This is a genomic window from Cryobacterium sp. MDB1-18-1, assembly GCF_004402735.1.
GTDB classification, from domain to species: Bacteria; Actinomycetota; Actinomycetes; order Actinomycetales; family Microbacteriaceae; genus Cryobacterium; species Cryobacterium glucosi.
Window position 1 is genome coordinate 47,798 of sequence record NZ_SOFR01000072.1, and the last position, 11,780, is coordinate 59,577.

Here is an 11,780-nt window from a genome sequence, read left to right on the forward strand (position 1 = left end):
GGGAGGATGTCCTCGACATCGACTCGGACAGGAGCTGGATCGTGGGAAGCATCACCGCCTATCAAGTGGCCTCGGGCAAACGGTATCGGGTGCTCTATCGCCGGCCGGACCATATCCAGACACAGAAGCGCGGATTCCGCACCAAGCGTGATGCGGAACTCTTCCTCGCGAACATCGAGGTCAACAAGAGTCGCGGTGCCTACGTCGATCCCTCGAAAGCGCGGGTGCTCGTGGGGGAGTGGCTCGACCTCTGGATGGACAGCCGCTCGGACTGGCGGGCCACGTCCAGGGAGCGGGCGCGCGGCATCGTCGTTCGGCACATCCGGCCGCAGCTGGGCAACTACCCGCTCGGCGCGCTCAATCACCAGGCCGTGCAGGCGTGGGCGAGTGGGCTGTCCAGAACGCAGGGACCGGCGAGCGTGCGCAAGATCGTCAACGTGCTGTCCGGAAGCCTGCAGATGGCCGTCAAAGACGGCAGGCTCGCGTCCAATCCGGCGCACGGTCTCAACCTGCCGAAGGTGCACAAGGCATCCAAGCGCTACCTGACGCATGAGCAGGTGCGGGACCTGTCCGCGGCGGTCGACGCGATCGGGCGAGGCATGTATCTCGGGCAGTCCAACGGCTACGGGCTGCTCGTGAAGGTCCTCGCCTACTGCGGGCTGCGCTGGGGCGAGGCCTCCGGGCTGCGGGTGCAGGACATCGACTTCGTACGTGGCCGGCTCGAGGTGCAGCACACCGTGGTCGAGATCGATGGATTGCAGATCGAAGGCCAGCCCAAGGACTACGAGGCCCGCTCGATCCCGGTGCCCGCGTCAATCCTCGCGGACCTTCGCGTGCTCGTGGACGGTCGGCAGGGCGGCGAGCCGGTCTTCGCGGCCGCTCGCGGTGGATGGCTTCGGGGGAGGGTGTTCCGCCGGGGCTGGCTCGACGCCGCCGCGGAGCAGGTCGGCATCGCCGGGCTGACGCCGCACGAACTGCGACACACAGCAGCGAGCCTGGCGATCAGCGCCGGGGCGAACGTCAAGGCGGTGCAGCGGATGCTCGGACACGCATCCGCCGCGGTGACCCTCGACGTGTACTCAGATCTCTTCGACACCGACCTGGATGCCGTTTCGTCGGCACTTGATCAGCTCATCGTTGAGAAGAGCGTTGCACGAAGCAGATCCGGCGTTGACGCACGCGATAGGAATTAGATTCTGGTCACGTTTCGGCCGGAAGGCGTGGATGACTTAGTCTGCCGTGCGATAACGAGCTCTGGACAGGGGCAGTGCCGCGCACAATTCCGTAGCGAACGTGTCGCCAGGCTACGGTTTCAGAAGACGACCCAAGGAGTCTCGTGACCCTCACCGAATGGCTAGACCGTCAAATTGACATTGCCTCTGCCAAACACGACGCCGACAATTCCACCGCGAGCGTTGTCAATATCAACCAAACCATGCTGGTCGACGTTGTTATGGCCCTTAAATTTAATGACGCACGTCTTGCTGCTATTGAGGCAGCTCTCGACCTGCCTAAGTTCGACCTCACTGCACAGGGACGGACGGTGCGTCGCAACAGCTAGTGACGTCATCCTCGATGCGTCGCGCAGAAGGCAAGGACACAACCGTCTGTGGCGGCCGTGGAGGTGTATTCCAACCTCCTCGACAGTCATATGGAGACTATTTCGACGGCGCTCGATCAGCTCATGGCTCAGAAAAGTGTTGCCAAAATGTTGCCACGAGCGGTTTCTGGCTGAAATCACCTGAGAAGAACAAGCTTCTGATCAGGAATTTATTGGTGTGCCCCCAGGCAGATTCGAACTGCCGCCCCTGCCTCCGGAGGGCAAAACGAGCCCGGAGAACAGCGGGATTTCTGTCCGTATCCCAATGATTTACTGGCCACTTGGGTCATGCGGAGGTGATGGAATCACCTCGAAATTGCACCAATTGAAGTCAAATTGAAGTCACGCGGTAGGTCTCCGACACGCAGCATTTGAGGCTCCCTCCTAGGTAATGCGACGGTCCTCCCGTTGGTTGCTATTGCTGGGAAGCATTAGGCAGCGCGCTGTTGCCAGCCGAGGAACGCGTGGCGTATTTCGCCGAATACGCGGCGCAACTGGCAACCGTCCTGTTGGGTTCAACTGTCGAGATTCCATCCTGCTGATACTAGGTATGACGTGAGCTGGGCGATGCGGCGGTTGATGTCGTCGAGTCGTTGTTGGGTGGTGTCCCACGCCCGGCTCTCGTCGTCGAGGCCTCCAGGGGCGCTGAGCGCTGTTTCCACGGCCAGGTTGCTTGCGAGGCGTTTGCCTTCGCGGTGGAGGGCGTCGAGTTCGCGCATGGCTTGGAGTTGCGTGCGTTCGGAGCGTTCGTCGGTGGTGGTCCACCGGTAGGCTCCGTCGGTTTCGCCGGAGATCCAGGCGTCGAATTCGATAACGGTCATGCTGTCGAAGGCGTCGCTGAGGTTGGGGAGGTCGAGTTCATTCGTTGGATTGCCGATGGGGGCCAGGAGGAAGAGTGGGGTGACGCCTAGGGCGTGTGCGATGTTGAGGAGCTGGCTGACGGCGAGGTCGGACTTCCGGCCGGCTTCGATGTTCTGCAGGATCGCTTCAGTGACATTACCGCCGGGGATCATGTCCGCGAGCTCCTTGGTGGTGCGGATGCCGCGGTGCTTACGCACGGCTTGGATCCGGGTGCCAATGCTCGCCTCAGTCCGAAAATCTGTCATGCAGACAAGATACTATGCAAACCCTTGTCAAATGTTGGAAGTCACCATATTGTGTTTTCAACATTGGAACAGTCGGAAGGCTGTTAGAGAGACAGGATGATTATGGACGACGACTATATCCTCCCGGCCGCCGTGGGCGAGATCACCGGTTTGAAGGTGGGCGCTCTGGCTCAGCTGCGCTATCTGGGGCGGGGGCCCCGGTTCTACAAGCCCACACCCCGCACGGTGCTCTACAAAAGGTCCGAGGTACTCGCCTGGGTCGAGGCCAGCGCCACGACCAGCACGTCGGACCCGGTCCGTAACCGCTAACCGGCCTCACGTCACCGAAGCCCACGCCGGTGACGTGGAAGGGCCCCGGGTAGCCGCCCGGGGCCCGAGATCGTCACCAGCAGAGGAGTCGATCCATGCACATGCTATCGAGCACCTCCGACACTGCACTGGCGTCGCCGCGTGAATTGCGGTGAGGACCCGGTGGGCCTGTTCGCGGCGAAGAACGCCGTCCTGGTCGCTGCCCGGCGGGGACTGGGGAACACGGCGACCCGGTTGCTGCTGCACATGGCCTTGGAATGCTGGGATGACGCCGACAACCCGGGCGAGCAGCCTCCGCGACGCTATTTCGGCGGACGGGAGTCCTCGGCGATCGCACTCGGGTTCGTGGCGCCATCGAACGCGTCCACGCCCGCTCATCGGGCCGTCAAGCGTGCGGTGAAGGAACTCGTCGACGCGGGCGTCATCACTCGCCTCAGATCCGGGGGAGTGGGTATGACCGCCGAGTTCGAATTGAACCTGAACAGCGCCAAACCCCCGGCCCCGCATCGTCCGTATCCCGAGATCCTACTGTTCCCCGAGGACCCGTTAGGGGGTCAATAAACCGCCCCCTGAGGGGACCAATTAGTTGCCCCCTTAGGGGACCAAAAAGTTGTCAATTCGGGGACCAATTATTGGCCCCCTTAACAGTAAAGAACAGGAAGAACAGAACAGAAGCAGTACGCGCGCGCGAGACCAGCCTGTGGATAACTCCGCTGGCACCTCATGACTTGACGCCGAAAGGCACACCGAGATGGTTCGACAAGGAGAACACCATGAATGGCATCGTCACCGTCTACAGCAAGCCCGGCTGCGTGCAGTGCGCCGCCACCTTCCGGAAACTCACCCAGGCCGGGATCGAATACACCCAGGTCGACGTCTCCCAGGATCCGGTCGCGCTCGAGTACGTCACGGGCCTCGGTCACGTCCAGGCGCCCGTCGTAGAGGCGCCAGGGTGTCCTGGAGCGGATACAGGCCCGACCTAATCAACTCCCTCAGAACGCGTCTCGACCTCTCAAACGGCGAAAGTCGGCCCACCCGGTCCGACTCCAAGTAGTACCCACGTACCACCCATCGAGAAGGAGCACACCATGTCCACGCGCACTATCACCGGCAACCTGGCAGCCGATCCGGAGGTCGTACCGGCCGGATCGATCCTGATCACGAAGTTCCGGGTGATCGAGAACACAGGCGAGTACCGTGCCGGCACCTGGCACGCACACGAGGCGGCGACGACGCACTTCGTCGAGGCCCGCTTCGAACTCGGCGAGAACGTCGCCGCGACCCTGCACCGGGGCGATCCGGTCGTGGTCGTCGGCCGTGAACACACCGAGATCTGGGGCGACCCTGAAGCCCGGCGCTCCGGCCGTGTTCTGCACGCGGACGTCGTCGGACCCGATCTGAACCGTGCCGTCGCCCAGGTCCGCCGCACCCGCACACCCGACACCGACGAATAAGCACACCGAAAGAGACCTATTGGTGGGCGGGCCGTCCAGTCCGCCCGCCCCACCTGTGAAGGAGATTCTGATGGACATCAGCGCCGAGAGCGCACAACTGATCAGCGCGGAGCAACTCCGCCGGGCCGCCCGCGAACTGGCCCACAGCACCCGAGTTTTTGAGTATCCGGGGGACTCCTACGAGCTGCTCGGCCGGCTGATGAACGCCCAATGCTTGCTGGGGCAGGTCTTCGAGCAGCTCGCCAGCTGGCACGCACGCACCCAGGATGGTATCCAATACGACGGTGAAGACGGTCGCGGAGCCGGCCAGGTCGCCGGCGTGATCCGGGCCGAGCTGGCCCTCCGGGACGCGGCCGACCTCGCCGATAAGGCCGACGACGCCCTGATGCTGGCGCTGACTGCGAACGGCGTCATCCGCTGGTACGACTACTCCTAGAACCGATCCTGAGGCCTCCGAAGCGGGTTGCAGGGTGATTTCGACGCACGAATTCCGGGCCGGAAACAGCGGTCTGGGAGACCGGTTTTTGGGGCTGCCTATTCGTTTGGGTGTTCGTTTGGGTATTCGTTGAGAGCGAATACCCAAACGAATAGGTAACGGGCCTCTTTCCCTGTCCCACCGCGACCCCCTCGCTGCGCTCGCTTCCCAACCCCCCACACCCAACGGCTTTGTGTGGGGGGTTGGGAAGTAAAGGGGTAGTGGTGGGACAGGGAAAGAGGAAGAAGTGTATGAGAGAGGTAAGTAAAAGAAAAAAACAAAAACAAAAAACAAAACTAAGTACAAAAAACAAGAACAAGGAACAAGAAAAACAGGACGAGCTAGGTCAGAAAATCAGGCGTTTCAGGAGCGGACGGAGATTGCGACGATGGTGCAGTGGACAGACCGTGACGAGGCAATGGTCAACTGGCTACTGGTCGTGCGACTTGCAGAAATGGATGCAATCCGCTGGGCCCTCGGGGCACTGTCCGGGTCCGGGGTTCCCGTGGGCACTGAAGGCACAGCAGTGTTGCGCCCCGGGTTTAATGGAGGTTCTTGATCCCTTGGAAGGTTGAGAATCATGACTCCACATCGGAAATATCCGGACGAGTTGCAAGAGCGAGCGATCCGGTTGGTCCTGGATTCCCGTGACGAGCCGGGCGGACGTCGAGGCACGTGCGCCCGGGTGAGCCAGCAGTTGGGCATCTCGTCGGAGACGTTGCGGAAGTGGGTCGCCCAGGTCGAGATCGACGAGGGCACCCGCCCGGGCGTGCCGACGGACCAGACGGCCCTGCTCGCCCAGCTCGAGCGGGAGAACAAAGAGTTGCGGCGGGCGAACGCGATCTGGCGGAGCGCGTCGGCTTTCTTGGCGGCGGAGCTCGACCGCCCCGAGATCAGGTAGTTATGTTCATCGACGAGAAGAAGAGCGAGTTCGGGGTCGAGCCGATATGTGGGAGTTGCAGGTCGCCCCGTCCAGCTACTACGCGGCAACGTCCCGGCCGCCATCGAAACGGTCCGTGTCCGATGAAGTGACCGCCGCCCGGATCCACGCCGTCCATAAGGACAACTACGGGGTCTACGGGGCCCGGAAGGTGCACGCGCAACTCCACCGCGACGGGCACCCGGTGGCCCGCTGCACCGTCGAACGCCTGATGCGCCGCGAAGGCCTGCGCGGGGTGCGACGCTCGAAAGGCCCCCGGACTACGATTCCCGGGCCCCTCGCGGAGCGCCCCGAGGACCTCGTCAAACGGCACTTCACCGCGCCGGCACCGGCCTGCCTCTGGGTGGCGGACATCACCTACATCCGCACGGCTGGGTCTACGCCGAGTTCGTGCTCGACGTGTTCTCCCGCCGGGTGGTTGGCTGGCAACTGTCGACCTCCCTCCACACAGACCTCGCCCTCGACGCCCTTGAGATGGGTTTCTGGACCCGCCGCCGCGCCGGCCGGGACCTGTCCCAGCTCGTGCATCACTCCGACCGCGGCGTCCAATACCGGGCGATTCGCTACACCGAACGCCTTGCCGACCGCGAGGCCGTGGCCTCGGTCGGGTCCAAGGGCGAGAGTTACGACAACGCGATGGCCGAAGCCTTCAACTCGCTTTTCAAAGCAGAGCTGATCCGGAACCTCGGGCCCTGGCAGAGCATCGACGTCCTCGAGTTCGCCGTCGCCGAGTACATCGACTGGTTCAACAACCGCCGACTCCACGGCGAGATCGGCCTGATCCCGCCCGTCGAAGCTGAGACAAACTTCTACTCACACCCGGACATCACACCGATGAAACGGGCCCAATAGAGCCTCTACAAAACCCGGGGCTTGCCACAGTGGGTCGTCCGGCTCGAGGGCGCGGGACTGGTGGAGCCGGCCCGGCCGACGTACCGGGACTCCTCAATCGTGTGACCAACGTGCGAAGGTTAGAGCCAGTCGGCGTCGTGCTGACTCGTGACTACACTCGCACCGAATTCGCTGGCGAGGAGCTGGTAGCCGGCCACCGTCGAGTCTGACCCCGACCCGGGCACTGCACCGAGGGGACGGCCTAGCTCGACCGCGTACTCGGCCGCAGTGAGAGCATCGGATGAAACGCTTGCTTCGACGACGATGGTCTTCGACGACACGGCGGCCATCAGCTGGCCGCGCCGAGCGAACTGCCACCAAATCGGCGTCGCCCCCGGTGGCACCTCACTGATGACGGCACCGCTCTCTGCGACGTCGTCGAGGAGTGCGCCGCGGTCAGAGGGGAAGCGGGTGTTGACGCGGCCGGCGAGTACGGCGATCGGGTGCCCGCCGGACGCGACGGCCGAGGCCAGGGCGGCGTGGTCGATGCCGCGGGCAGCACCGGACACGATCGCATACCCGCGGGCCCCGAGCCCGGACGCTAAGTCAATCGCCATGTGACGCCCGTACCCGGTCGAGTCGTGATCCCCGGTCACCAGAACGCTCCGCATCGAGAGCACCGCAGGGTCGCCGCGCACCCACAGAATCAGTGGCGACGCCAGACGTAGGTCCTCGAGCTGGACCGGCCAGTCAGGGTGGGACGGGGTGAGCACGTGGTACCCGGACTCGGCGCTGGCTCGGATGCTCTCAACGGCCGCCGCACGGTCAAAGCACGCCCGGAGCTGCGCGCGGAGCCCGGAAATGCCGAAACCCACCACCGCACTGCTGGGCCCGTCCACGAGTAGCTCCAGGGCTGGCTCGGCCCCGATTGCAGCGACGAGGGCGCCGACGCGGGGGTCTCCGGGTTCGGCCAGGGCAGCCCAGATAATCCGGGCGGCTGTGTCCCGGGTTAGGGAAGTGCTGGTTGTGGTGCTGAGTGTTTCGACAACGCTGGTGTACGTCATGATCTCGCTCCCTCTGGTCAACCGACAATTTTGTTTGCCTTCCGGCGAGAGAATCGATAGCGAGCGAGAGAGCCGGAGTGCCCAGAATTTCGGGCGAAATAAGGGAGCTTGCGACCGCGCCCGAAAATCTGGGAACGCAGGATCGAAGCGAGCTACGATCGGCAGCCGAAAGGTCAACAAAACAAGAAAAACCCGGCCGCGCAGCGGCTCCGATCAAGTCGTCCGGGCGGCCGTGGCCGCTTCTAAGGGAGTCGTCTGGCGCGCATTCGCTCCCTCTTCTCAAGGGTTCAGCAATCGAAAGGGCGCGACGAAAAGCAACTCAACGGCGTAGCAAATCACTCGCCCCGTCGGCGCGAAGCCGTTGACTTATATATCGAAACATTTTGTTGGCCACTCGGGACTCATCGTGCAATAATCTGCGTATGGATGCAGATAAGCAGATTTGTGGCCGCGAACCCGACAGCCAGTTCGTGGAGCTCGCGGTCGAAGTATTCGGCATGCTGGCTGACGCCACCCGCGTGCGGATAATTCTTGGTCTGCGCAACGGTGAGCTGTCCGTGAATCAACTGGCGGATGCTGTCGACAAGTCGCCGGCAGCCGTATCTCAACACCTGGCCAAACTCCGCCTGGCGCGGATGGTCACCACTCGCCACGAGGGGACCCGAGTGTTCTACAGGCTAGAAAACGAGCACGCGAGTCAGCTCGTGTCGGATGCTATCTTCCAAGCGGAACACACCCTGGGAGGCACCCCTCGTCATCATCACACCCGGGACGAGGCCAGCGCATGAATACCCCGCACCTGCATCCACATGAGGATGATCGTCCGCGTGACGCCCAAGCCCAATCCCACGAGCACGAGCACGAGCATGACCATGACCATGACCATGACCATGACCATGACCATGACCACGACCATGACCATGACCACGACCATGACCATGACCACGACCACGACCACGACCACGAACACGAGCATCCGACCGGGTTCACAGGGTTCTTATACGGGCTTTTCGTGCCTCACAGCCACGATGCCGCAGACTCGATCGATGACGCATTGGAGGCAAGTACCCAGGGAATTCGAGCGGTCAAAATCAGCCTGTTCATCCTCCTCGGCACGACCATACTGCAGTTCGCGGTTGTACTCGCGAGCGGTTCAGTGGCGCTGCTTGCCGACACGATTCACAACTTCTCTGACGCCTTAACCGCAATACCTTTATGGATCGCGTTCATCCTCGGACGGCGCATTGCGTCCCATCGCTACACGTACGGTTATGGGAGGGCCGAGGATCTCGCTGGCCTCTTCATCGTCGGCGTGGTTGCCCTTTCGGCCGTCGTAGCTGCGTGGCAGTCGATCGACCGCCTCTTCCACCCCCAGCCCCTGCACAACCTGTGGTGGGTGTTGGCCGCCGGCCTGATCGGCTTCGCCGGCAATGAGATCGTTGCTGTGTACCGCATACGCGTGGGACAGCAGATCGGGTCTGCGGCCCTTGTCGCCGACGGCGTGCACGCTCGGATCGACGGGTTCACTTCCCTTGCCGTGGTTGTTGGTGCGCTCGGGGTGATGCTGGGTTTCCCGCTCGCCGATCCAATCGTCGGGCTGGTAATTTCCGCGGCGATTATCGTTTTGCTCTGGGGGACAGTGCGAAGCATTGGACGCCGCATCATGGACGGTATTGAACCGGAACTCGTGGACCGAGCCCGTTCGGCACTAACCAGCACTCCCGGCGTTTTGGACGTTTCGACAGTCCGGCTGAGATGGGTGGGGCACCGCCTTCACGGCGAGGGGTGCATCGTGGTCGCCGATACGTCCTTGTCCGTGGCGGAACGCGTTGCCGACGCCGCCCAACACCGCCTGAAGCGAACGATGGCGAATGTAGATCATTTTGCGATCCAAACGGTCACTGCGGGATCGCGGCCTGTGGAGAGGTAGGGCACGAGTATCTCACCTGGATTGACCCACGACTACCGCGTCAATGCTGGATGTCGTTGATCCGGCGGTAGAGCGTGGAGCGGGACATGCCGAGACTACGGGCCACCTGTGAGGGGTGTTCGCCGGATTCGATGAGTTGGAGAGCGGTCCGGATTTGTTGTTCGGTGAAGGTCGCCCTGCGGACGACGCGGCGCGTGCCAGAAGGACGTCGTTTGAAGACGCTGTCTCGGATGCGTGCCCGTGCGACCTCGAATTCCATACCAGCGAGAGCTGTCAGGACTGTGAGGACAGCGGTCGCGTCGAGGGTGCTGGCTTTGTCTGGGGCTCGGTGATGTCGAGAACTCGGAATCCGGCCCCGCTCGCCCGCAGCCTCTCCGCAATCGTCAGGAGGTCGGGAGTGGATCGACCTAGGCGGCTCAAGGTGGTGATGATAAGGGTGTCTCGCTTCTGGAGGGCGCCGATGGCGTGGTCCAACTGGGACTGCTCCGTGCGAAAACCACGGTCGACATACAGGTCCTCTACACGAACGCCCACAGCGACGAGGGTACGTTCCTGATGGTCGACCTTCTGGTCTCGCGGTATTACTCGGGCGTACCCGATCAAGGTGCCCACGATCGTCGCTCCGCTAACCGCCGTTGAGGGTTTCGCGGCGCTGTCGATATTCGTTTTCGTCGATCTCACCGCGGGCGTAACGTTCATCCAGGATTGTTCGAGCCGAGCTGTGTCCGGCCGTCTTGCCCTGCTCGGGGCGATCTCCACGGAAGAGACGGTAGACGACGAAAGCCAAGGCGACGATGCCCCCGATTGCGAATATCCACGCAAAGATCATCCACGGTCCTGTCCAGCCCATTCCGCCGTATCCCATCATGGTGTGCTCACTTTCTCGTGACGTTTAATCGTGGATTTGGTGTTCACTGGCGGCGCCGCACGTCAGAACACCTTGCCCGGTCCGTCCAGGCCTCCGGTGCAGGGGGAGCCGGGTTCTGGAGCAGTTGCGGCGCCCCGGTACTTGGCGATGAATGCCGCGAGTCGGGGATCGGCCGGGTCGCTGATGTCGAGCTGCGTGCCCCATGCCGATGCGACGATCGACGACGGGAGACCGGCGAATGGAGACAGGATCGCGTATGTCGATGGGATCTCTTTGCGCAGAGCTGCGAGCTGATCACCCCTCACTTTTGAAGCGTCGTAGGTGACCCACACGGCGCCGTGCTCGAGCGAGTGCACTGCGTTTTCGTTGGGGACGTTGTCGGAATACACGCCACAGTTCAGGAGCGTGACGGAGTGGTCTCCGCCCACCGGTGGCAGCGGATTGTATTTCACCGTGCCGGTGACGTGCTGGGAGGTCTGGTTCGGGAAGGTTTGTACGCCGTCAACGGATGTCGGTGCTGCCGCGTTCTTGGGGGCGCCGCTGGTTGTGACGACGAGGACGATGACGAGCACGACGATCCCTGTAGCGGACCAGGCTGCGGCGATTCCGATCTTTCGGTTCCGTTTCGCTTTTGATTGTTCGCGCTTGAGGGTGGCGACTTTTTCTGCCCGGCGCACGGCTCGTTGCTGTTTGACTGTTGCGGGCGCGGATTCGCGACCTCCGCCAGCTGAGTGGTCGTCCGAGTGTGGGGGTGTTTCACGAGCCATGTCAGCGGTCCTTCGGTTCAGGTGAAATATACCCGACGGTGACCTGTAACGACTTGAGTTCGGCTCGGGCGGCCTGAATGTCCGCCTGGACGTCCGTCGCCGGCTTAGAGCAGCACCCGGCGTCACCCGGGGCGGTTCGGCTGCGCAGCATGGGGCGCATGCAGAACCGCCAGGTCAGAGCCGCGGCAACGACGGTCGCGACCAGGGAGATCAGAATGGGGATCACGCGGTCGGTCCGGTACCGGGGTGGCGATCATCGAATGCCGCGGCCTGTGGACGAAGGGCGGCCACTTCGGCGCGCAGGCGGGCGAGTTCTTGTTCTTCGGGACCGTCGACGGTTTTACCGTGGCCGCGTCCGCGCATCATGAACCACATCATCAGGCCCATTCCGACGGGGCAGATCAGGGCGGGGAGGATATAGAGGAATTGCTGCATG

At 62.8% G+C, this 11,780-nt stretch carries 17 protein-coding genes, 1 pseudogene and 1 other annotated feature; of the genes and pseudogenes, 10 read left to right on the plus strand and 8 right to left on the minus strand.

Features of this window, described 5'->3' with window-relative positions; translation table 11 throughout:
• Nucleotides 1-41 precede the first annotated feature (41 nt).
• Entirely contained in the window at nucleotides 42-1,193 is a 1,152-nt protein-coding gene (locus E3O50_RS17020) for a tyrosine-type recombinase/integrase (RefSeq protein WP_166790630.1), read from the plus strand.
• A gap of 143 nt (nucleotides 1,194-1,336) precedes the next feature.
• Nucleotides 1,337-1,561, plus strand: coding sequence for a hypothetical protein (locus E3O50_RS17025; RefSeq protein WP_134558745.1), 225 nt, complete (start codon nucleotides 1,337-1,339; stop codon nucleotides 1,559-1,561).
• Between the two features lie 554 nt (nucleotides 1,562-2,115).
• Here E3O50_RS17025 and E3O50_RS17030 read toward each other — a convergent pair.
• Nucleotides 2,116-2,706: a helix-turn-helix domain-containing protein gene (locus E3O50_RS17030; RefSeq protein ID WP_134558746.1), complete on the minus strand. Its 591-nt coding sequence runs from the start codon at nucleotides 2,704-2,706 to the stop codon at nucleotides 2,116-2,118.
• Nucleotides 2,707-2,808: 102 nt separating this feature from the next.
• Between E3O50_RS17030 and E3O50_RS17035 the strand changes: the two genes are divergently transcribed.
• The 6 genes and pseudogenes from E3O50_RS17035 (at nucleotide 2,809) to E3O50_RS17060 (ending at nucleotide 6,736) form a co-directional block, all read left to right on the plus strand.
• Nucleotides 2,809-3,015, plus strand: a complete 207-nt coding sequence (locus E3O50_RS17035; RefSeq protein WP_241975312.1) for a hypothetical protein — start codon at nucleotides 2,809-2,811, stop codon at nucleotides 3,013-3,015.
• A 162-nt stretch (nucleotides 3,016-3,177) separates the two neighbouring features.
• On the plus strand, nucleotides 3,178-3,576 hold the full coding sequence (locus tag E3O50_RS17040) for a hypothetical protein (protein WP_134558748.1): 399 nt from the start codon (nucleotides 3,178-3,180) through the stop codon (nucleotides 3,574-3,576).
• Between the two features lie 212 nt (nucleotides 3,577-3,788).
• The gene (locus tag E3O50_RS17045) at nucleotides 3,789-3,998 is read left to right on the plus strand and encodes a glutaredoxin domain-containing protein (protein WP_347233263.1); all 210 of its coding nucleotides are present in this window, start codon (nucleotides 3,789-3,791) and stop codon (nucleotides 3,996-3,998) included.
• Nucleotides 3,999-4,103: 105 nt separating this feature from the next.
• Nucleotides 4,104-4,469 carry a single-stranded DNA-binding protein gene (locus tag E3O50_RS17050; protein WP_134558749.1) on the plus strand — a complete coding sequence of 122 codons (366 nt, stop codon included), beginning with the start codon at nucleotides 4,104-4,106 and terminating at the stop codon, nucleotides 4,467-4,469.
• A 70-nt stretch (nucleotides 4,470-4,539) separates the two neighbouring features.
• The gene (locus E3O50_RS17055) at nucleotides 4,540-4,905 is read left to right on the plus strand and encodes a hypothetical protein (RefSeq protein ID WP_134558750.1); all 366 of its coding nucleotides are present in this window, start codon (nucleotides 4,540-4,542) and stop codon (nucleotides 4,903-4,905) included.
• Between the two features lie 619 nt (nucleotides 4,906-5,524).
• A pseudogene (locus E3O50_RS17060) lies at nucleotides 5,525-6,736 on the plus strand (IS3 family transposase).
• Nucleotides 5,803-5,915, plus strand: a sequence feature (AL1L pseudoknot). It overlaps the preceding pseudogene by 113 nt.
• 119 nt (nucleotides 6,737-6,855) lie before the next feature.
• Here E3O50_RS17060 and E3O50_RS17065 read toward each other — a convergent pair.
• Nucleotides 6,856-7,779, minus strand: a complete 924-nt coding sequence (locus tag E3O50_RS17065; protein ID WP_134558751.1) for a DNA-processing protein DprA — start codon at nucleotides 7,777-7,779, stop codon at nucleotides 6,856-6,858.
• 422 nt (nucleotides 7,780-8,201) lie between these two features.
• Between E3O50_RS17065 and E3O50_RS17070 the strand changes: the two genes are divergently transcribed.
• The gene (locus tag E3O50_RS17070; RefSeq protein ID WP_134558752.1) at nucleotides 8,202-8,567 is read left to right on the plus strand and encodes a metalloregulator ArsR/SmtB family transcription factor; all 366 of its coding nucleotides are present in this window, start codon (nucleotides 8,202-8,204) and stop codon (nucleotides 8,565-8,567) included.
• Here the strand turns inward: E3O50_RS17070 and E3O50_RS19750 are convergent.
• On the minus strand, nucleotides 8,540-8,755 hold the full coding sequence (locus tag E3O50_RS19750; RefSeq protein WP_174774602.1) for a hypothetical protein: 216 nt from the start codon (nucleotides 8,753-8,755) through the stop codon (nucleotides 8,540-8,542). The genes E3O50_RS17070 and E3O50_RS19750 overlap by 28 nt on opposite strands.
• Nucleotides 8,756-8,791: 36 nt before the next feature.
• Between E3O50_RS19750 and E3O50_RS17075 the strand changes: the two genes are divergently transcribed.
• On the plus strand, nucleotides 8,792-9,709 hold the full coding sequence (locus E3O50_RS17075; RefSeq protein WP_166790631.1) for a cation diffusion facilitator family transporter: 918 nt from the start codon (nucleotides 8,792-8,794) through the stop codon (nucleotides 9,707-9,709).
• Between the two features lie 40 nt (nucleotides 9,710-9,749).
• Here E3O50_RS17075 and E3O50_RS19940 read toward each other — a convergent pair whose 3' ends face one another.
• From E3O50_RS19940 to E3O50_RS17095, 5 genes are all read right to left on the minus strand, one after another.
• Nucleotides 9,750-9,968, minus strand: a complete 219-nt coding sequence (locus E3O50_RS19940; RefSeq protein ID WP_322136291.1) for a helix-turn-helix domain-containing protein — start codon at nucleotides 9,966-9,968, stop codon at nucleotides 9,750-9,752.
• 14 nt (nucleotides 9,969-9,982) lie between these two features.
• Nucleotides 9,983-10,408 (minus strand): recombinase family protein, encoded by a 426-nt coding sequence (locus E3O50_RS19945; protein ID WP_322136290.1) that lies wholly within the window; start codon nucleotides 10,406-10,408, stop codon nucleotides 9,983-9,985.
• Nucleotides 10,335-10,577, minus strand: coding sequence for an SHOCT domain-containing protein (locus E3O50_RS17085; protein WP_198413625.1), 243 nt, complete (start codon nucleotides 10,575-10,577; stop codon nucleotides 10,335-10,337). Before E3O50_RS17085 ends, E3O50_RS19945 begins: the two co-directional genes overlap by 74 nt.
• 62 nt (nucleotides 10,578-10,639) lie before the next feature.
• Nucleotides 10,640-11,149 (minus strand): DUF3105 domain-containing protein, encoded by a 510-nt coding sequence (locus E3O50_RS17090; protein ID WP_241975313.1) that lies wholly within the window; start codon nucleotides 11,147-11,149, stop codon nucleotides 10,640-10,642.
• 417 nt (nucleotides 11,150-11,566) lie between these two features.
• The gene (locus E3O50_RS17095; protein WP_134558755.1) at nucleotides 11,567-11,779 is read right to left on the minus strand and encodes a hypothetical protein; all 213 of its coding nucleotides are present in this window, start codon (nucleotides 11,777-11,779) and stop codon (nucleotides 11,567-11,569) included.
• Between the last annotated feature and the right edge of the window lies 1 nt (nucleotide 11,780).